Origin of the sequence: Pseudomonas sp. G11, assembly GCF_029457515.1 — a bacterium.
In the GTDB taxonomy this organism is placed as follows: Bacteria; Pseudomonadota; Gammaproteobacteria; order Pseudomonadales; family Pseudomonadaceae; genus Aquipseudomonas; species Aquipseudomonas gorinensis.
The window spans coordinates 1,768,467-1,787,833 of record NZ_CP120377.1 but is presented as its reverse complement, the minus strand read 5'-3'; the positions used below and the strand labels follow the sequence as shown (position 1 = coordinate 1,787,833).

Genomic DNA, 19,367 nt, shown 5'->3' with positions numbered 1-19,367 from the left:
TGCCGAAATGCTCAATAGCTCAGGCTCTGGCTTTGGCTCTGGCTCTGGCTTTGGCTTTGGCTTTGGCTTTGGCTTTTGATCTTGATCTTGATCTTAGGCGCCCCGTTAAACCACGCTGGCCGAACGCAGGCTTGAATCCGTGGGTAACCCGGCAGGACGCCGGGTTAGCCGTCCTGGGCCAGGGATGGCCCATGACGGCGGCCCACGGATTCAAGCCTGTGTTCGGGCACACCGAGCCTAGGCGAGGTGCCGAGTGGTGGGGCAAGAGCCCTTTTGGTTACTTTTGGCTGGGCCGGCATCCCGGGCTCTTTTCCAAAAGTGACCCGCTGTAAGAGCGGAACCCTAAGTCGCCGTTACCGCAGCAATGGATATGTCCCCATTCCCCCAACATCCTGGTCGGCCCAGAGGCCGCCATCGGGTGCAAGTCGAATCGTCACACCGCCCCTCCCACATTTGATTTGAACAGACTCAAGATCTGACGCTTTCCCCAAACTCCCGCTTGCGTCGTATCGCCGCGCTCACTAACGTAGCGCCTTTACTGACGCTACCCCCCGCAGGAGCTTTGCCATGGCCTCGCCAGCCCTCTCACATTTTCTTCCCCGGTTCGGCGTTGCCGCGGCAGTGGCCAGTGCCTTGGGCCTGGCCGGTTGCCAGCTCCAGAGCACCCAGGACACCCTGCCCCCCGTTGCCGGCGTGCAGCCGCTCAAGGGCCTCGCGCAGAACGTTTCGATACGCCGCAATTCCCAGGGCATGCCGCTGATTGAAAGCAACACCTTCCACGACGCACTGTTCAGCCTCGGCTATGTACACGCCAGCGACCGGATCACCCAGATGGTCACGCTGCGCCTGCTGGCCCAAGGCCGCCTGGCGGAAATGTCCGGTGCAGACGTGCTGGATGTCGACCGCTTCATGCGCGCGGTCAACCTCAGGAAAAGTGCGGGCGAGCTGTATAACGCCTCGTCGCCGCGCCTCAAGCGTTTCTTTGAAGTGTATGCCCGTGGCGTCAACGCCTACCTGTTCCGCTACCGCGACAAGCTGCCGCCGGACCTGGCCCAGACCGGCTACAAGCCCGAGTACTGGAAACCGGAAGATTCGGCGCTGTTGTTCTGCCTGCTGAATTTCAGCGAGGCAACCAACCTGCAGGAAGAACTGGCGTCCCTGGTACTCGCCCAGAAAGTCGGCGCCGACAAACTCGCCTGGCTCACCCCAAGCGCACCGGATGAACCGATCCCCCTGGCCGAAGCGGAGAAGCTCAAGGGCGTGAACCTCAGCCAGATCACCGGCCTGGCCGGGCTGGACACGGTCAGCCAGCAATTGAGCACACTCAATTCCCTGGCGGTGACGACTTCAAGCAACTGGGCCATCGGCCCGCAACGCAGTCGCAGCGGCAAAAGCCTGCTGGCCAACGACCTCGCGGCCCAGCCGCAAGCGCCTTCGCCGTGGAACTACGTGCAGATCCGCGCCCCGAAATACCAGGCGGTCGGCGCCTCGATCGCCGGTCTGCCAACTCTGTTGTCGGGGTTCAACGGCAAAGTCGCGTGGAGCATGAGCGCCGTCAAGGGCGACACCCAGGACCTGTTCCTGGAGAAGGTCAAACGCCAAGGCAGCGCGCTGTACTACGAGAACAACGGCAAATGGCTACCGGCTGGGGTGCGTAACGAAACCTTCTTCATCAAGGGCCAACGTTCGATTCGTGAAGTGGTGTACGAAACCCGCCACGGCGCCCTGCTTAACAGCAGCCAGGCACTGACCAGTGGTTTTGGCCTGGCCTTGCAAACCGCCGACTTCAAGGACGACAAAAGCCTGGACGCGTTCTTCGACCTGTCCCGTGCACAAAATGCCGGCAAAGCCTCGGACGCGACCCGCGAGATTCGCGCCATCGCCTTGAACATGGTGTTCGCCGACGCCAGCAACATTGGCTGGCAGGTCACTGGCCGCTTCCCCAACCGTCGCGAAGGCGAAGGCCTGTTGCCCTCGCCGGGCTGGGATGCGCGCTTCGACTGGGACGGTTACGCCGACGCCATGCTGCACCCGTACGACCAGGATCCGGCCCAGGGCTGGATCGGCACCGCCAACCAGCGCACCGCGCCGCGTGGCTATGGCATGCAATTGTCGAACTCGTGGGATGCGCCGGAGCGCAGCGAGCGCCTGGCGCAACTGGCCAATGCCGGCAAGCATGACAGCCGCAGCATGATTGCCATGCAATACGACCAGACCACCACGTTCGCCGCCAAGCTCAAGAACATGTTCCAGGCACCGGGCATGGCCCAGCCCCTGAAACAGGCGATCGATGCATTGCCAGCCGCTGAACAGGCCAAGGCGCGGGAAGCGCTGAATCGCCTGATGGCCTTTGACGGTCGCCTGGCCCCCACCTCCGCCGACGCGGCGATCTACGAGCTGTTCCTGCAGGAAAGCAGCAAACAGATCTTCCTCGACGAACTCGGCCCGGAAAACAGCGCAAGCTGGAAAGCCTTTGTCAGTAACGCCAGCTTGTCCTACGCCGCCCAGGCCGACCACCTGCTGGGCCGCGAAGACAGCCCGTTCTGGGATGACGTGCGCACCGCGCAAAAAGAAGACAAACCGGCGATCCTCGCCCGCAGCCTGGCCGCCGCGATCACGGCCGGCGACAGCCAGTTGGGTAGTGATCACAAGGCCTGGCAATGGGGCAAGCTGCACAGCACCACCTGGAAAAACACCAGCGGCCAAGTGATTCGCGGACCACTGGCTTCCGGTGGCGACCACACCACCTTGAACCCGGCACCGTACAGCTGGGGCCAGGATTTCAACACCACCCAGGTGCCGGCATTGCGCATGATCGTCGATTTCGGCCAGGCGGAACCGATGATGGGCCAGGGTGGCATTGGCCAGTCCGGCAACCCCGCCAGCCCCCACTACGCCAACGGCATCGACGCCGCGCTCAAGGCGCAATACCTGAGCTTCCCGATGCAGCCGCAGAACTTCGATAAGGTGTACGGGAAGCCCAGGTTGACCCTGACCCCAGGCAAGTAAACGCTCCAAAATGTGGGAGGGGCGGTGCGACGATGCGACTTGCCCCCTCCCACATTTGCCCCCCATGCATTCAGATAGAACTTCTGCGCTGCCCCCTGCCTCCTACTGATAAGCCCATTGCCCCCGGCACGCCCCATGGACCTTGTCATCGCCCGGCCCGAAGGCCTCTACTGCCCCGCCGGTGATTTCTACATCGACCCGTGGCGCCCGGTGGAACGCTCGGTCATTACCCACGCCCACGGCGACCACGCCCGAACCGGTAACCAGCACTACCTCGCCGCAGGTCCCGGCGAAGGCATCCTGCGCTCGCGCCTGGGCCAGGACATCAACCTGCAAACCCTGGCCTACGGCGAGCCACTGGTGCATCACGGCGTCACCTTGAGCTTCCACCCGGCCGGGCATGTGCTTGGGTCCGCCCAGGTACGCCTGGAATACCAGGGCGAAGTCTGGGTGGCGTCCGGCGACTATAAAGTCGAACCCGATGGCACCTGCGCGCCATTCGAGCCAGTGCGCTGCCACACCTTTATCACCGAATCCACTTTTGGCCTGCCGATCTACCGCTGGCAGCCCCAGGCGCAGATCTTTGCCGGCATCAATGATTGGTGGCAGGCCAATATCGCGGCCGGCAAGGCCAGCGTGTTGTTCTGTTATTCCTTCGGCAAGGCCCAACGCATCCTGCACGGCATCGACGCCAGCATCGGTCCGATCCTCAGCCACGGCGCAGTCGAACCGCTGAACCGGGTGTACCGCGAAGCCGGTATCTACATTCCCGAAACCCTTTACGCCGGCGACTTCAAAAAGACCGACCCGTTGCTGCGCCAAGCCCTGATCATCGCGCCGCCCTCCGCCGGCGGCAGTAGCTGGATACGCCGTTTTGGCGAATACAGCGATGCCTTCGCCAGCGGTTGGATGCGCCTGCGTGGTACACGGCGGCGGCGCGGGGTGGACCGGGGTTTTGTGCTGTCGGACCACGCCGACTGGCCCGGACTGTTGTGGGCCATTGAACAAACCGGCGCCGAACGGGTAATGGTCACCCATGGCTCCGTCGGCGTTCTGGTGCGCCACCTGCGGGAAAAAGGCCTGGACGCCCAGAGCTTCAGCACCGAATACGGAGATGACGAAGAAGAGACCACGCCATGAAAGCCTTTGCCGAGCTGTACGCCAACCTCGACGCCACCACCTCCAGCAACGCCAAGCTTGCCGCATTACAAGCCTACTTCCTGCAGGCCCCGCCCGAAGACGCCGCGTGGGCGGTGTATTTCCTGTCCGGCGGGCGTCCTCGGCAATTGGTACCCACCCGCCTGCTGCGAGACATGGCCACCGAAGCCTCAGGGATCGCCCCGTGGCTGTTTGAGGAAAGCTACCAATCGGTGGGTGACCTGGCCGAGACGATTTCGCTGTTATTGCCAGAATCGGCCTACACCTCCCATGACGGCCTGGCGGTGTGGATCGAAGAAAAGCTCCTGCCGCTGCGTGGCCTTTCGCCCCAGGACCTGGCCGAACGCTTACCCGCGTTGTGGGCGCAATTGGATCAACCGAGCCTGATGGTGTGCGTCAAGTTGATCACCGGCAGCTTTCGCGTGGGGGTGTCCAAGTTGCTGGTCACCCGCGCCCTCGCCGCCCTGGCTGATCTGGACAGCAAGCGCGTAGCCCAGCGCCTGGTGGGCTACACCGACCTGTCCAACCGGCCGACGGCCGAAGGCTACCTCAAGCTGATCGCCGCCGAATCGTCCGACGAACATGCCCAACGGGGCGGACAGCCCTATCCGTTTTTTCTCGCCCACGGACTGTCGCAGCCGGTCGAGCAATTCGACACCCTGCTCGGTTCGCCCGCCGACTGGCAGGTGGAATGGAAGTGGGACGGCATTCGCGCGCAACTGGTCAAGCGTGAGGGCCGCCTGTGGATCTGGTCCCGGGGTGAAGAACTGGTGACCGAGCGTTTTCCCGAACTGCACAGCCTGGCCAGCGGCCTGCCCGATGGCACGGTGATCGATGGTGAGATCGTGGTGTGGAAGGACGCGGTGCAACCGTTCGCGCTGCTGCAACAGCGCATTGGCCGCAAGACCTTGAGCAAAAAAGTGCTCGACGATGCTCCGGTCGCGGTCCTGGCCTACGACCTGCTGGAGCATCAGGGCGACGACTGGCGCAACCAACCCCAGGCGGAACGCCGCACCCAACTTGAACGGCTGATTACCCAGTGCAACCAACCCGTGCTGCTGGCATCGCCCTTGCTGACGGGTACCACCTGGCAGGACCTCGCCCAGCAACGCGAAGCCTCCCGCCAGCTTGGGGTGGAAGGCATGATGCTCAAGGCGCGCGAAGGCCTGTACAGAGTAGGCCGCACCAAGGACATGGGCGTGTGGTGGAAGTGGAAAGTCGACCCGTTCAGCGTCGATGCGGTGTTGATCTATGCCCAGCGCGGCCATGGTCGACGCGCCAGCCTGTACAGCGACTACACCTTTGCAGTATGGGACGGCCCGGCCGGCAGCGAACGTACCTTGGTACCGTTCGCCAAGGCGTATTCAGGATTGACCGATGAAGAAATGCGCAAGGTCGACGCCATCGTGCGCAAGACCACTGTGGAGAAGTTCGGCCCGGTCAGCAGCGTAACGCCAAGCATGGTGTTCGAGTTGGGGTTCGAAGGCATTGCCCTGTCCAAGCGGCATAAGAGCGGGATAGCGGTGCGGTTCCCGCGGATGTTGCGCTGGCGCCAGGACAAGGCGGTGGATGAGGCGGATAACCTTGCCACCCTGCAGGACTTACTGGCCTGACGCAGAACACCTGTGGGAGCTAGCGCCCACCCACAATGGGATCTGCAAATGTTCCGAAATGGTGCGCTCAGTTTTCAATGCCCATTTTCGGGCATCTCCTATACTTATAACTCCCTCTTCCCACCTTTTAAAACGATCATTCGGAACTATGGTGCAGAAATTGCTACTTGTGATCCGTCTGACACCGTTCAGTAACAGTCCTAAACGCGCCACAAGCGCTTATCTTGGTTTCCAGGGATTACATAATGAAAAAAGCATTGCTGACCCTTTCTGCACTGGCTCTGTGCATGGCCGCCGGTACCGCGCTGGCCAAGGAATACAAGGAACTGCGTTTTGGTGTCGATCCTTCCTACGCGCCGTTCGAGTCCAAAGCTGCCGACGGCAGCCTGGTGGGCTTCGATATCGACCTGGGCAACGCGATCTGCGCCGAACTGAAAGTGAAGTGCAAGTGGGTCGAAAGTGATTTCGACGGCATGATTCCGGGCCTCAAAGCCAACAAGTTCGACGGTGTGATTTCCTCGATGACTGTCACCGAGGCCCGTATGAAGGCCATCGACTTCTCCAACGAGCTGTTCTCCGGCCCGACTTCGCTGGTCTTCAAGAAAGGCGCCGGCTACTCGACACCAGAGTCGCTCAAAGGCAAATCCGTGGGCTACGAGCAAGGCACCATCCAGGAAGCCTACGCCAAGGCCGTGCTGGATAAAGCCGGTGTAACCACCAAGGCCTACGCCAATCAGGACCAGGTTTACGCCGACCTGACCTCCGGTCGCCTCGACGCGTCCGTGCAGGACATGCTGCAAGCCGAACTGGGCTTCCTGAAGTCACCAGCCGGGGCGGGCTACGAAGTCAGCGCAGCCATCGATGACCCGTTGCTGCCGTCGAAAACCGCGGTCGGTATCAAAAAAGGTAACACTGAACTGAAGGCCCTTTTGGATAAAGGTATCAAAGCGTTACACGATGATGGCACCTACGCCACCATCCAGAAGAAACACTTTGGCGATCTGAACCTGTACAGCGGCAAATAATGCCTGGGGCGCCCCTTCGTTGAAGGGGCGCTTTTTTATCGCCATAGGTCCTGATTTATGTTCGAAGATCTGTTGCAAACCCTCGGGCTGAGCGCATTCAGCTTGAAGGGTTTCGGCCCGCTGTTGCTGCAAGGCACCTGGATGACCCTGAAGCTATCGGTGCTGTCGTTGGCCGTCAGCGTGTTGCTGGGCTTGCTCGGTGCCAGTGCCAAACTCTCCAGCCTGCCCTTCCTGCGCATCCCCGCCCAGCTCTACACCACCCTGATTCGCGGTGTACCCGACCTGGTACTGATGCTGCTGATTTTCTACAGCCTGCAAACCTGGCTGACCGGTCTTACCGACTTCATGGAATGGGAATACATCGAGATCGACCCTTTCAGCGCCGGGGTGATCACCCTGGGCTTTATCTACGGTGCCTACTTCACCGAGACGTTTCGCGGTGCGATCCTCGCCGTCCCCCGCGGCCAATTGGAAGCCGCCACGGCTTATGGCCTCAAGCGCGGGCAACGTTTCCGCTATGTGACCTTCCCGCAGATGATGCGCTTTGCCCTGCCGGGTATCGGTAATAACTGGATGGTGATGCTCAAGGCCACCGCGCTGGTGTCGATCATCGGCCTGGCCGACCTGGTCAAGGCTGCCCAGGATGCCGGCAAGAGCACCTATCAACTGTTTTACTTCCTGGTGCTCGCTGCGCTGATCTACTTGCTGATCACCAGCGCATCGAACTTTGTCCTGCGTCGTCTTGAACGTCGCTACTCCGCAGGCTCACGGGAGGCCGTGCGATGATCGAACTCTTGCAGCAATACTGGCGCCCCTTCCTTTACAGCGACGGCCAGCACATTACCGGCCTGGCCATGACCATGTGGCTGCTCAGCGCCTCGCTGGTCATCGGCTTCCTGGTGTCGATCCCGCTGTCCATCGCCCGGGTATCGCGCAACCCGCTGGTGCGCTGGCCGGTGCAGTTCTATACCTACCTGTTTCGGGGCACGCCGCTGTATATCCAACTGCTGATTTGCTACACCGGCATCTACAGCATTGCCGCCGTGCGCGCGCAACCGGTCCTTGATGCGTTCTTTCGCGATGCAATGAACTGCACCGTCCTGGCCTTTGCCCTCAACACCTGCGCCTACACCACGGAGATCTTCGCCGGGGCGATCCGCAGCATGGCCCACGGCGAAGTCGAAGCGGCCAAGGCTTATGGCCTCAGCGGCTGGAAGCTGTACGCCTATGTGATCATGCCGTCGGCGTTGCGTCGCTCGCTGCCCTACTACAGCAACGAAGTGATCCTGATGTTGCACTCGACCACAGTGGCCTTTACCGCGACGATCCCGGACATCCTGAAAGTCGCGCGGGACGCCAACTCGGCCACCTTCATGACCTTTCAATCTTTCGGCATCGCTGCGCTGATCTACCTGACCGTGACCTTTGCCCTGGTCGGTCTGTTTCGTCTGGCGGAGCGCCGCTGGCTGGCGTTTCTCGGGCCGAGTCACTAAGGAGCCTTCATGCGTCATCAGATTCATGAGCTGATCGCGCCAGTGCCCGGCACGGCGCGGCAGATTCACAGCTTTCATTTCGGCCCGGAGCAGGCCGAAGGCAAGATCTACATTCAGTCGTCGCTGCATGCCGACGAGCTGCCAGGCATGCTGGTGGCCTGGCACCTCAAGGTGCGCCTGGCGCAGCTGGCGGCGGCCGGCCGCTTGCGCAGCGAAGTCGTGCTGGTGCCCATCGCCAACCCGGTGGGCCTGGAACAAGTGCTGATGGATATCCCGTTGGGCCGTTATGAACTGGAAAGCGGGCAGAACTTCAATCGCCTGTTCGTCGATCTCAGCGAAGACGTGGGCAACCAGGTCGAGGCCTTGCTGGGCGATGACCCGCGGCACAACGTCGAACTGATCCGCACTGCGCTGTCCACCGCGTTGGCCGCGCAAAACGCCGAGACCCAATTGCAATCCCAGCGCCTCGCACTGCAACGCCTGGCCTGCGATGCGGACATGGTGCTGGACCTGCATTGCGACTTCGAAGCCGTGGCGCACCTGTACACCACGCCAGAAGCCTGGCCACGGGTGGAGCCGCTGGCGCGCTATATCGGCTCAGAAGCCAATTTGCTGGCCACTGACTCCGGCGGACAGTCCTTCGATGAGTGTTTCACCCTGGTGTGGTGGCAGTTGCAGCAACGCTTTGGCGAACGCTTCCCGATTCCCATGGGCAGCTTTTCGGTAACGGTCGAGTTGCGCGGCCAAGGTGACGTCAACCACGGCCTGGCCCGCCTCGATTGCCAGGCGATCATCGACTACCTGATTCACTTCGGTGCGATCGACGGCGACGTCGCCCCGCTGCCCGACCTGCCCTACCCGGCCACGCCGCTGGCGGGCGTCGAGCCTGTGGCGACGCCGGTGGGCGGCTTGCTGGTGTTCAGTGCCTTGCCGGGCGAATACCTGGAGGCCGGGCAACTGATTGCCGAAATCATCGACCCCATCACTGACCGCGTAACGCCGGTGCACTGCCAGCAGGCCGGCCTGCTTTACGCCCGTTCGCTGCGACGCATGGCCACTGCGGGGATGGTCATCGGCCATGTCGCAGGCTCAGAGGCCTACCGCAGCGGCTACCTACTTTCGCCTTGAGGATGCATGCCCCATGTACAAACTGACCGTTGAAGGCCTGCATAAAAGCTATGGCGACAATGAAGTGCTCAAAGGTGTCTCGCTAAAGGCCAAGACCGGTGACGTGATCAGCCTGATCGGCGCCAGCGGCTCGGGCAAGAGCACCTTCCTGCGCTGCATCAACTTTCTGGAAACCCCCAACGACGGCGCCATGACCCTCGATGGCAAGCAAATCCGCATGGTCAGCGACCGCCACGGCATGCGCGTGGCCGACGATGCTGAGCTGCAACGCCTGCGCACGCGGCTGGCAATGGTGTTCCAGCACTTCAACCTGTGGAGCCATATGAGCGTGCTGGAGAACATCACCATGGCCCCGCGCCGGGTGCTGGGTTGCAGCAAGAAGGACGCCGAAGACCGCGCCCGACGCTACCTGGACAAAGTCGGCCTGCCGGCGCGCGTGGCCGATCAATACCCGGCGTTCCTCTCCGGCGGCCAGCAACAGCGGGTAGCGATCGCCCGTGCGCTGGCGATGGAGCCGGAGGTGATGCTGTTCGACGAACCCACCTCGGCCCTCGACCCCGAGCTGGTGGGCGAAGTGCTGAAGGTGATCCAGGGCCTGGCCGAGGAAGGCCGCACCATGATCATGGTCACCCACGAGATGAGCTTTGCGCGCAAGGTGTCGAGCCAGGTGCTGTTCCTGCACAAGGGCCTGGTGGAGGAGGAAGGCGCGCCGGAGGATGTGCTGGGCAATCCAAAGAGTGAGCGCCTGCAGCAGTTCTTGAGTGGCAATTTGAAGTAAACCTTTGCGATGCCTGGAGGGTCTGTGGAAATAGACCCTCCGGAATATCAGCCGCCGTATGGCAAAACCCATCGACTTCGCCAAGAAATGGTTTGCCGCCAAAGGCTGGAAGCCGTTCGACTTTCAAAAACACGTGTGGGCGGCGGTCAAGCATGGGCAGTCGGGGCTGCTGCATGCCAGCACCGGTGCCGGTAAAACCTACGCCCTGTGGTTTGCCGCGCTCAATCGCTTCGCCATCACCCGCCCGCCAACCAACGGCAAGCGCAAAGCCCCGGCTGAACCGTTGACGGTGTTGTGGATCACGCCCATGCGCGCCCTGGCCGCCGACACGGCGCGTGCCCTGGAAGCACCGCTGGAGGCGTTGCAGATTCCCTGGAGCGTTGGCCTGCGCACCGGCGACACCAGCAGCAACGAGCGCGCGCGCCAAACGCGGCGTCAGCCCACCGCCCTGGTCACCACCCCGGAAAGCCTGACCCTCATGCTGGCGCGCGCCGACAGCGAGGCGAGCCTGGCGCAGTTGCGCCTGGTGGTGGTGGACGAATGGCATGAATTGATCGGCAACAAGCGCGGCGTGCAGTTGCAACTCGCGTTGGCGCGGTTGCGGCGCTGGCACCCTGAGCTGATGGTATGGGGGATTTCAGCGACCCTGGGCAACCAGGCTCACGCCTTGGAGGTCTTGGTCCCACAAGGCGGTGGCATCAACGTCCAGGGGCAAACCAGCAAGCCCTTGCAGGTCGACACCTTGCTGCCGCCCGTCGCTGAGCGCTTCCCCTGGGCCGGGCATATTGGCTTGAAGATGCTGCCGCAGGTGGTGGCCGAGGTAGATGCCTGCAGCAGTTGCCTGGTGTTTACCAATACGCGGGCGCAGTCAGAAATCTGGTATCAGGCCATTCTGGATGCGCGTCCGAATTGGGCCGGTTTGATTGCCCTGCACCACGGCTCGCTAGCACGGGAAACCCGAGACTGGGTGGAGCGCGCGCTGAAAGATGGGCAACTCAAGGCCGTGGTGTGCACGTCGAGCCTGGACCTGGGCGTGGATTTCCTGCCGGTGGAGCGCGTGTTGCAGATTGGCTCCGCCAAAGGCGTCGCGCGCCTGATGCAGCGCGCCGGACGCTCGGGGCATGCGCCAGGGCGACCATCACGGGTGACACTGGTGCCGACCCATACCCTGGAATTGGTAGAAGCGGCAGCGGCCCAGGATGCGATTGCCCAGCGACGCATCGAAGCGCGCGAATCGCCGTACAAACCATTGGATGTCCTCGTACAGCACCTGGTGAGCATGGCCCTGGGCGGTGGTTTTACGCCCGACGCGCTGCTGGCGGAAGTCCGCGGGGCCTGGGCCTATCGCGACCTCACGGACGCCGATTGGGCGTGGGCCCTGGGGTTTGTTCGCCATGGCGGCCTATCGCTGACCGCCTACCCGGATTACCGCCGTGTCGAGCCGGACGAGCACGGCATCTGGCGCGTCCCGGATGCCCGGCTGGCGCGTCGGCACCGCATGAGCGTAGGTACCATCGTCAGCGACGCCAGTATCCAGCTGAAGTTCTGGAGCAAGGGCGGCGGCGGCAAGCACTTGGGCAGTGTCGAGGAAGGTTTTATCGCGCGGCTCAAGCCGGGTGATGGCTTCCTGTTTGCCGGGCGCTTGCTGGAGCTGGTGCGCGTGGAAAACATGACCGCCTATGTGCGCCGCGGCACCGCGAAAAAAGCCGCTGTGCCGCGCTGGAATGGCGGGCGCATGCCGCTCTCCAATGAGCTGGCGCAGGCCGTCGTCGAGCGTTTTGATGCGGCGGCACAGGGCCACTTCCAAGGCCCGGAGATGCAGGCGGTGCGCCCCCTGCTGCAGACACAGTTGCGCTGGTCCGGGCTGCCGACCCGTGAGCATCTGCTGGCCGAAGCCCTCAAGTCGCGGGAGGGGTGGCACCTGTTTCTTTACCCGTTTGCCGGGCGTCAGGTACACCTGGGATTGGCAAGCTTGCTGGCGTGGCGGGTCAGCCAAGAGCAGGCGGTGACGTTTTCGATTGCCGTCAATGATTACGGGCTGGAGCTATTGAGCGCCACTGAAGTGGATTGGCCATTGAGGCTGAACGAAGCATTACTGAGCCCCGCGGACTTACTGACGGACGTTATCGCCAGCCTGAACGCCGGGGAACTGGCTCTGCGCCGCTTTCGCGAAATCGCGCGCATCGCCGGGCTGGTATTCGCAGGTTACCCCGGCGCGCCGAAAAGCACGCGCCAGGTCCAGGCCTCCAGTGGTTTGTTTTTTGAAGTGTTCAAGCAATATGACCCACAAAACCTGCTGCTGGCCCAGGCAGGGGAAGAAGTCCTGCGTGATGAGTTGGATATTCGCCGACTCGAAGAAACGTTGCTTCATCTGTCGGCGCTGAAACTGGACCTGCACCTGATCGAACGGCCTACGCCGCTGGCCTTTCCCCTGCTGGTGGAACGGATGCGCGAGAGCCTGAGTTCGGAAAAACTCTCGGAGCGCATTGCGCGGATGGTCAAGGACCTGGAAAAAGTCGCGGATAACGGGAAGCGCTGATGGTTTGCTCGGTGACACTTGAGGGAGAAGAACTGTGGTTGCTGGCCGACAGGGCTGTCTTTTGGCCTGCACACCGGTGCCTGTTAATTGCCGATGCGCATTTCGGCAAAGCCTCAGCCTATCGCAGCCTGGGGCAGCCGGTACCGCAGGGAACCACCACCGAGAACCTGCGGCGCCTGGATCGACTGCTATCAACACTACCGTGCGTGCAAATAATCTTTCTTGGCGATTTCCTGCACGGCCCCGGATCCCACGCCAGTGGCACGCTGGAGGCGCTGAGGGCATGGCGCGTGCGCCATGCGGGTATGAGCCTGACGTTGATTCGTGGCAATCACGACAAACGCGCCGGCGACCCGCCAGCCGACCTGGGAATGGAGGTGGTCCCCGAGCCGTTGCTGATGGGTCCGTTCGCCCTGCAACACGAACCGCACGCCCACCCCAGCCACCACGTGTTGGCTGGGCATGTGCATCCGGTGTATCGCTTGCGCGGCAAGGGCCGCCAGAGTCTGCGCCTGCCGTGCTTCCAGCTTGGCGCACGCGTCAGCCTGCTGCCGGCATTTGGCGCGTTTACCGGTGGCTTTGCAGTGGAACGGGCGAATGACCGCCGAACATTTGTTATCGGCGATCATGAGGTCTGGCCAGTCGGTTAGATCTCAGGCAACTGGCGCGGGTGGTGGCTCGTCCGGCAGTGTCGGTTCACCGGGTTCGCTGGGCTGCGGGTAATCCGGATCGGGTTGACCGGGGATGCCGCCCGCATAAGCAGGATCGGCCATCAGGGACCAGGCCAGAACGCCAATCTGGTTGGGTTCAAGCCGGGCAAGTTCGGCGCTGATTCGCGGATTGATCTTCATAAGGTACTCCTCAAGCGTGGCTCGGTACGTTTTGCACGTACCGAGGCAGTACACCCAATAGAGTCACTTCCCTCAGACTAATTCCCTAGACGTGTAAGACCTTTCGATCAAGCGCGTGGCAAGGTGACGCCGCGCTGGCCCTGGTACTTGCCGGCGCGGTCTTTGTAGGACACTTCACAGGCCTCGTCAGACTGCAGGAACAGCATCTGCGCCACGCCTTCGTTGGCGTAGATCTTCGCAGGCAGGGTGGTGGTGTTGGAGAACTCCAGGGTCACGTGGCCTTCCCACTCTGGCTCAAGTGGCGTCACGTTTACGATAATGCCGCAGCGAGCGTAGGTACTTTTACCCAGGCAAATGGTCAGCACGTCGCGGGGAATACGGAAGAACTCCACGGTGCGCGCCAGGGCGAAGGAGTTTGGCGGGATGATGCATACGTCGCTCTTGACGTCGACAAAGCTCTTTTCGTCGAAGTTCTTCGGATCGACGATCGCCGAATTGATATTGGTGAACACCTTGAACTCATCGGCGCAGCGCACATCGTAGCCGTAGCTGGACACACCGTACGAAATCACGCGCTCATCGCCTTCACCGCGAATCTGGCGCTCAACGAACGGTTCGATCATGCCGTGCTCTTGCGCCATGCGGCGAATCCACTTGTCCGATTTGATGCTCATGGCGGTGTCCTGAATAGCGAGGTGGAAAAATTCTGTGGGGCATCTTACCGGGGCCGGCGTTGGGGTTCAAAGGGCGCAGGGCTTTTGTTGATGAATGTGCGCCCTGCAATAAGCCGCAACCCGCGGGGCCGGCGCCCGGCGTACCGCATCAGGCGACTGTAAATACCACCGCCAGTCACGAAAATAGAGAAACCTTCGGAAATACCATTGGCACGTTCCGGAAAAAGGGTTAAGGTGGCGCCACTGTGCTGCTTGTGTCACTGAGAATCTCTACACGATATGTTGAATTTCGATCCAACCATCTCCAAGAATTTTTCCTGCTCTTTGCACTCAGTCTCGGCCAGGGCTTTTCCTGAGTCGCAGTTAACTTTGTCCAAGGAGATACACCATGTCTAATCGCCAAACTGGTACCGTTAAGTGGTTCAACGATGAAAAAGGCTTCGGCTTCATCACTCCACAATCCGGTGACGACCTGTTCGTTCACTTCAAAGCTATCCAATCCGACGGCTTCAAAAGCCTGAAAGAAGGCCAACAGGTTTCTTTCATCGCTACCCGCGGTCAGAAAGGCATGCAAGCTGAAGAAGTTCAAGTTATCTAACTTGTACTGACTTAGTCGAAAGAACCCCGCCCTTAAAAGCGGGGTTTTTTTATGCCTGGGATTTGGTACTGGCGCCAACCTGATGCCTGGCACAAAAAAATGTGGGAGGGGGCTTGCCCCGATTGCAGTGTGCCAGTCAATCCAGAGTTGACCGAACCATTGAAGTGCGCCCCAGAAGTTGGACACCCATCCAATTTCTGGGGCGTTTTCATGAGCAAGTACACCACGCAGTTCAAGCTATCTGCCATCACCGCTTTCCTTGAGCGAGGCCGAGGGTTTCGCCGGGTCGCCGCTCAATTTCAAATGGACCCCACCTTGCTTCGTCGTTGGGTCGAGGCTTATCGATTACACGGTGAGGCCAGCTTGAGCAGTACCGGCCAGCGTTACAGTGCCTTGTTCAAGTTCTCTGTTCTGCGGCGCATGTGGGATGACTCCCTTTCCTTGCGCCGCGCAGCGGCGCTTTTCAACTTGGGGGATTCCACTCAGGTGGGCAGATGGCAACAGCAGTATTACAGTGGCGGTATTGAAGCCCTGGAGTCAGGGAAAAGAGGACTGAGCACCGCTATGCCTAAACCACCTGCTAAACCACGCAAAACCGCTGCCCCACTCACCAGCCCTGAGCCTGAGCACAAGACGTTACTTGATGAGCTCCAATACCTACGGATGGAGAACGCTTATCTAAAAAAGCTTGGGGAGTTAGGCGAGGCGGTGATGAGGCGGGAGAAAGAACAGAAGAAAAAGCCCGATTAGTCAGTGAGCTTAAGCAACACTTTCCCTTGCGTGACTTGCTCAAGCTAGTGAGCCTTGCGCGAAGTACGTACTACTACCAACTCAAGGCGATGGGCGTTGCGGACCGATTTTCCTCGATCAAAGCTTCTATCCAGACCATCCAAAACGAGCATAAGGGCCGCTTTGGTTACCGTCGGATGACGCTAGAACTACGTAAAGAAAGATCGCTGATCAACAGTAAAACGGTACGACGACTGATGGGGGAGCTGGGTCTGAAATGCACGGTGCGGCCTAAGAAATACAGGTCGTATAAAGGGCCGATGGGCGAAGTGTCGCCCAACACCTTGGCTCGTCAGTTCGAGGCTGAGCAACCGAATCAGAAATGGGTGACGGATGTCACCGAGTTCAAAGTGGCCGGCAAAAAGCTGTACTTGTCCCCAGTTTTGGACTTGTACAACGGAGAAATCGTGGCCTATCAGACGGCAATACGTCCCCAATATGCCTTGGTGGGCGAGATGCTGGAAAAAGCTATTGAAGGCTTACCTGAGGGCGGCAAGCCAATGCTGCATTCAGATCAAGGCTGGCACTATCGATATCCAAAGTACCGGGAGAGGCTAGAAAAAGCAGGGCTGGAGCAAAGCATGTCACGCAAAGGAAACTGCCATGACAACGCCACAATGGAGAGTTTCTTCGGCACGCTGAAGTCAGAGTTCTACTATCGGGAAAGCTTTGAAAGCGTGGAGCAGTTGCAAGCGGGGCTGGATGAGTACATCCATTACTACAACCATAAGCGAATCAAAGTGAAGCTTGGCGGACTGAGCCCTGTAGCGTACAGGACCCGGTCCGCTGTAGCCTAACCAACAGCTGTCCAGCTTTTGGGGCGCACTTCACATCGCCATCGGGGGCAAGCCCCCTCCCACATTCAAGCATTCAAGCTGCGTCGTTACTGAAACAACGACTCACTCGACAAGCCATTCTTCTCCAGGATCTCACGCAGGCGCTTGAGCCCTTCCACCTGGATCTGCCGCACCCGCTCACGGGTCAGGCCGATCTCCAGGCCTACGTCCTCCAGGGTACTGCTCTCATGACCACGCAGGCCGAAGCGACGTATCACCACTTCACGCTGCTTGTCCGTGAGCTCAGAGAGCCACTGGTCAATGCTTTGGGAAAGATCATCGTCCTGCAACAGTTCGCAAGGATCTGTCGGACGATCATCCGTCAGGGTATCCAGCAGGGTTTTATCCGAATCCGGACCCAGCGAGACATCGACCGAAGACACGCGCTCGTTAAGTCCGAGCATACGCTTGACCTCCCCTACCGGCTTCTCCAGCAGGTTGGCGATTTCTTCGGGTGAAGGTTCATGATCGAGTTTTTGTGTGAGCTCACGCGCCGCCCGAAGGTAGACGTTGAGCTCCTTGACCACATGGATCGGCAACCGGATCGTTCGGGTCTGATTCATGATCGCCCGTTCGATGGTCTGACGAATCCACCAGGTGGCGTAGGTCGAAAAGCGGAAGCCCCGCTCAGGGTCGAACTTCTCCACGGCCCGGATCAAGCCCAGGTTGCCCTCCTCGATCAGGTCCAACAGGGACAGTCCACGATTGACGTAGCGTCGGGCGATTTTCACCACCAGACGCAGGTTGCTTTCAATCATGCGCTTGCGCCCAGCCGGATCACCCTTTTGCGACAAGCGCGCAAAATGGACTTCTTCTTCGGGAGTCAGCAAAGGGGAAAAGCCGATTTCATTGAGATACAGCTGGGTGGCGTCTAGCGCCCGCGTGTAGTCAATGTACTTGTGTTGCTTTAACGCAGCGGAGTTCTTGGATTTGGTGCGAACTGAAGGTACAGCAGGTCCCTCATTCGACATCGATTCCGTAGCGATGCCGGTCTCCATAAGGAGAACCTCATCGTCGATGTCAAACTCCGGCGCTTCTTTACTGAGAGCCATTGTTATAGTCCTTTGGTGAGTTCGACCTCAAGCTCAAGCGGCGCCTTTATCCTTGGCAACGCTGGAGCCTGTTCCTTCTACGTGAGGGAACAGGCTGTGCAACATATCAACGACGGGGTAGGAATTGCAGCGGATCTACAGGCTTCCCTTGACGGCGAATCTCAAAGTGCAGTTTCACCCGGTCCGTACCAGTTGATCCCATTTCGGCAATTGTCTGTCCGACTTTGACCTGCTGCCCCTCCCGAACCAACAGCCTGCGGTTGTGACCGTAGGCACTGACGTAGGTATCGCTGTGCTTGATGATGACCAGCTCGCCGTAGCCCCGTAAACCACTCCCGGCGTACACCACTGTCCCATCAGACGCAGCTAAAACAGGCTGTCCCAAATCCCCGGCGATATCAATGCCTTTATTCAAACTACCGTTTGAAGAGAATTTTCCAATTAACACTCCGTTTGAGGGCCATCCCCAACCGGTCGGCGCAGGCCCCGCAGGCGGCAACGGCGCGGGCGCCGGCTTGCTCGCAACCGTAGGCGTGGCGCTGCCTGCAGGCCGAGTGATGATCGTGGTTTTGCTCGAAGACGACGGCGAGGATCCGGAGCTTGTCACAACTGTCGTAGGCGTTGAACCGGTGCGTCCATCGAAACGAATGGTCTGACCCGGATGTATCGTGTAGGGCACAGGGATGTTGTTGCGGGCGGCAAGCGCCTTGTAATCCCAGCCGTAGCGAAAGGCGATCGAGAACATCGTGTCCCCCTTTCGTACTACATACTGACCAGTGGTAACCGTCGGTTTTTGCGGCACCGCGTTATTACGGTCTACCACGCGCGCGCCACCGGATGGCGCGCTCGAGCAGGCTGCCAATAAGGAACTAAAGACAAGGCCAAGCACCAGTCGCTGAAAGCTTGTTTTACTCATACGCTGCGCAAGACCTGTGAGACTCACCCGCCGCTCCCTTTATGGTGGCTGAACATGAACGCCTGTATCAGGCTGGAAATATGACGCAAGTATAACTGGGCATTGGCTTTTTACCGGCACACGACCGAAACGAAAAACGCATCATGTTTAAGGCCGCTGCCGATGATGTTGACTCAATAGACCCCGCCGTAAGACACATCCCCGCCAACAGAATTCACTGCTCGCGCACAAATGATCAGGCCAGCGGGCCATTGAGCAGCGGCACAAAACGTACCGCCCCGAGCACATGCCGGGAGAAGCCTTCGTCCTCACGGATAATGAGCATCAATTGTTGCACTTCGCCGGAACCCACCGGGATCACCAAGCGGCCGCCAGGAGCCAGCTGGTCGAGCAACGCCTGCGGCACATCCGTGGCCACCGCCGTGACGATAATGCCGTTGTAAGGCGCCAGCGCCGGCCAACCTTCCCAGCCATCGCCCCAACGGAACACCACATTGCGCAGGTTGAGTTCCACCAGGCGCTCCTTGGCGCGATCCTGCAACACCTTGATCCGCTCCACCGAGAAGACGCGCTCCACCAACTGTGACAGCACGGCCGTCTGGTAGCCGGAGCCGGTGCCGATCTCCAGCACCTTGTCCAGCGGGCCCGCCGCCAGCAACAGTTCGCTCATGCGCGCGACCATGTACGGCTGGGAGATCGTCTGGTTATGGCCGATCGGCAGCGCCGTGTCTTCATAAGCACGATGGGCCAGGGCTTCATCGACAAACAGGTGCCGAGGCGTGCGCCGGATCACTTCGAGTACCTGGGCGTTGGACAAGCCCTCTTCGTACAGACGCTGGATCAAACGCTCACGAGTACGCTGGGAAGTCATTCCGATGCCACGACGCAGCAGGTCGTCTTGTTCACGA

16 protein-coding genes and 1 pseudogene are annotated in these 19,367 nt (G+C 60.4%); 12 read left to right on the top strand and 5 right to left on the bottom strand.

Translation table 11 applies throughout. The annotated features are described in order from the left end of the window. The first annotated feature begins 567 nt into the window (after positions 1-567). The 10 genes from P2T68_RS08090 (at position 568) to pdeM (ending at position 13,393) form a co-directional block, all read left to right on the top strand. The gene (locus tag P2T68_RS08090) at positions 568-3,009 is read left to right on the top strand and encodes a penicillin acylase family protein (protein WP_277379225.1); all 2,442 of its coding nucleotides are present in this window, start codon (positions 568-570) and stop codon (positions 3,007-3,009) included. A gap of 135 nt (positions 3,010-3,144) precedes the next feature. Next, positions 3,145-4,149, top strand: coding sequence for a ligase-associated DNA damage response exonuclease (locus P2T68_RS08085; RefSeq protein WP_024073859.1), 1,005 nt, complete (start codon positions 3,145-3,147; stop codon positions 4,147-4,149). Continuing rightward, complete coding sequence (locus P2T68_RS08080; protein ID WP_277379224.1) at positions 4,146-5,780, top strand: ATP-dependent DNA ligase; 1,635 nt, start codon at positions 4,146-4,148, stop codon at positions 5,778-5,780. Before P2T68_RS08085 ends, P2T68_RS08080 begins: the two co-directional genes overlap by 4 nt. A 245-nt stretch (positions 5,781-6,025) precedes the next feature. After that, positions 6,026-6,805 (top strand): transporter substrate-binding domain-containing protein, encoded by a 780-nt coding sequence (locus P2T68_RS08075; RefSeq protein WP_024073857.1) that lies wholly within the window; start codon positions 6,026-6,028, stop codon positions 6,803-6,805. A 57-nt stretch (positions 6,806-6,862) separates the two neighbouring features. Beyond that, positions 6,863-7,591 (top strand): ABC transporter permease, encoded by a 729-nt coding sequence (locus P2T68_RS08070; protein WP_024073856.1) that lies wholly within the window; start codon positions 6,863-6,865, stop codon positions 7,589-7,591. Then, a complete protein-coding gene (locus P2T68_RS08065) occupies positions 7,588-8,298 on the top strand; it encodes an ABC transporter permease (protein ID WP_024073855.1) in 711 nt (236 codons plus the stop codon). Before P2T68_RS08070 ends, P2T68_RS08065 begins: the two co-directional genes overlap by 4 nt. A 9-nt stretch (positions 8,299-8,307) precedes the next feature. Next, complete coding sequence (locus P2T68_RS08060; protein ID WP_069075385.1) at positions 8,308-9,426, top strand: succinylglutamate desuccinylase/aspartoacylase family protein; 1,119 nt, start codon at positions 8,308-8,310, stop codon at positions 9,424-9,426. A gap of 13 nt (positions 9,427-9,439) precedes the next feature. After that, on the top strand, positions 9,440-10,204 hold the full coding sequence (locus P2T68_RS08055; RefSeq protein WP_024073853.1) for an ATP-binding cassette domain-containing protein: 765 nt from the start codon (positions 9,440-9,442) through the stop codon (positions 10,202-10,204). Positions 10,205-10,262: 58 nt separating this feature from the next. After that, positions 10,263-12,743: a ligase-associated DNA damage response DEXH box helicase gene (locus P2T68_RS08050; RefSeq protein WP_150055018.1), complete on the top strand. Its 2,481-nt coding sequence runs from the start codon at positions 10,263-10,265 to the stop codon at positions 12,741-12,743. Then, positions 12,743-13,393 (top strand): ligase-associated DNA damage response endonuclease PdeM, encoded by a 651-nt coding sequence (pdeM, locus tag P2T68_RS08045; RefSeq protein ID WP_168232368.1) that lies wholly within the window; start codon positions 12,743-12,745, stop codon positions 13,391-13,393. The genes P2T68_RS08050 and pdeM overlap by 1 nt, the downstream gene beginning before the upstream one ends. Before the next feature lie 3 nt (positions 13,394-13,396). Here pdeM and P2T68_RS08040 read toward each other — a convergent pair whose 3' ends face one another. Further along, complete coding sequence (locus tag P2T68_RS08040; RefSeq protein ID WP_024073850.1) at positions 13,397-13,594, bottom strand: hypothetical protein; 198 nt, start codon at positions 13,592-13,594, stop codon at positions 13,397-13,399. A 107-nt stretch (positions 13,595-13,701) separates the two neighbouring features. Beyond that, a complete protein-coding gene (gene dcd / locus P2T68_RS08035; protein WP_003189215.1) occupies positions 13,702-14,268 on the bottom strand; it encodes a dCTP deaminase in 567 nt (188 codons plus the stop codon). A 388-nt stretch (positions 14,269-14,656) separates the two neighbouring features. Between dcd and P2T68_RS08030 the strand changes: the two genes are divergently transcribed. Both P2T68_RS08030 and P2T68_RS08025 read left to right on the top strand, forming a co-directional pair. Continuing rightward, the gene (locus tag P2T68_RS08030) at positions 14,657-14,866 is read left to right on the top strand and encodes a cold-shock protein (protein ID WP_002554837.1); all 210 of its coding nucleotides are present in this window, start codon (positions 14,657-14,659) and stop codon (positions 14,864-14,866) included. A gap of 210 nt (positions 14,867-15,076) precedes the next feature. After that, positions 15,077-16,452: pseudogene (locus P2T68_RS08025) on the top strand (IS3 family transposase). Between the two features lie 86 nt (positions 16,453-16,538). On the opposite strand, the gene rpoS reads toward P2T68_RS08025, so the two are convergent. From rpoS to P2T68_RS08010, 3 genes are all read right to left on the bottom strand, one after another. Beyond that, positions 16,539-17,543, bottom strand: coding sequence for an RNA polymerase sigma factor RpoS (rpoS, locus tag P2T68_RS08020; protein WP_024073849.1), 1,005 nt, complete (start codon positions 17,541-17,543; stop codon positions 16,539-16,541). A gap of 106 nt (positions 17,544-17,649) precedes the next feature. Beyond that, positions 17,650-18,486 carry a peptidoglycan DD-metalloendopeptidase family protein gene (locus P2T68_RS08015; RefSeq protein ID WP_024073848.1) on the bottom strand — a complete coding sequence of 279 codons (837 nt, stop codon included), beginning with the start codon at positions 18,484-18,486 and terminating at the stop codon, positions 17,650-17,652. Between the two features lie 208 nt (positions 18,487-18,694). Next, a complete protein-coding gene (locus P2T68_RS08010; RefSeq protein WP_169850588.1) occupies positions 18,695-19,330 on the bottom strand; it encodes a protein-L-isoaspartate(D-aspartate) O-methyltransferase in 636 nt (211 codons plus the stop codon). Positions 19,331-19,367: the final 37 nt, after the last annotated feature.

Excerpts from the sequence above, each read along its gene's own strand:
- P2T68_RS08040 (WP_024073850.1), bottom strand. The coding sequence starts at position 13,594 with ATGAAGATCAATCCGCGAATCAGCGCCGAACTTGCCCGGCTTGAACCC.
- P2T68_RS08055 (WP_024073853.1), top strand. The coding sequence starts at position 9,440 with ATGTACAAACTGACCGTTGAAGGCCTGCATAAAAGCTATGGCGACAAT.
- P2T68_RS08070 (WP_024073856.1), top strand. The coding sequence starts at position 6,863 with ATGTTCGAAGATCTGTTGCAAACCCTCGGGCTGAGCGCATTCAGCTTG.
- P2T68_RS08075 (WP_024073857.1), top strand. The coding sequence starts at position 6,026 with ATGAAAAAAGCATTGCTGACCCTTTCTGCACTGGCTCTGTGCATGGCC.
- P2T68_RS08065 (WP_024073855.1), top strand. The coding sequence starts at position 7,588 with ATGATCGAACTCTTGCAGCAATACTGGCGCCCCTTCCTTTACAGCGAC.
- P2T68_RS08090 (WP_277379225.1), top strand. The coding sequence starts at position 568 with ATGGCCTCGCCAGCCCTCTCACATTTTCTTCCCCGGTTCGGCGTTGCC.
- P2T68_RS08010 (WP_169850588.1), bottom strand. The coding sequence starts at position 19,330 with ATGACTTCCCAGCGTACTCGTGAGCGTTTGATCCAGCGTCTGTACGAA.
- pdeM (WP_168232368.1), top strand. The coding sequence starts at position 12,743 with ATGGTTTGCTCGGTGACACTTGAGGGAGAAGAACTGTGGTTGCTGGCC.
- rpoS (WP_024073849.1), bottom strand. The coding sequence starts at position 17,543 with ATGGCTCTCAGTAAAGAAGCGCCGGAGTTTGACATCGACGATGAGGTT.
- P2T68_RS08080 (WP_277379224.1), top strand. The coding sequence starts at position 4,146 with ATGAAAGCCTTTGCCGAGCTGTACGCCAACCTCGACGCCACCACCTCC.
- P2T68_RS08085 (WP_024073859.1), top strand. The coding sequence starts at position 3,145 with ATGGACCTTGTCATCGCCCGGCCCGAAGGCCTCTACTGCCCCGCCGGT.
- P2T68_RS08060 (WP_069075385.1), top strand. The coding sequence starts at position 8,308 with ATGCGTCATCAGATTCATGAGCTGATCGCGCCAGTGCCCGGCACGGCG.
- dcd (WP_003189215.1), bottom strand. The coding sequence starts at position 14,268 with ATGAGCATCAAATCGGACAAGTGGATTCGCCGCATGGCGCAAGAGCAC.
- P2T68_RS08050 (WP_150055018.1), top strand. The coding sequence starts at position 10,263 with ATGGCAAAACCCATCGACTTCGCCAAGAAATGGTTTGCCGCCAAAGGC.
- P2T68_RS08030 (WP_002554837.1), top strand. The coding sequence starts at position 14,657 with ATGTCTAATCGCCAAACTGGTACCGTTAAGTGGTTCAACGATGAAAAA.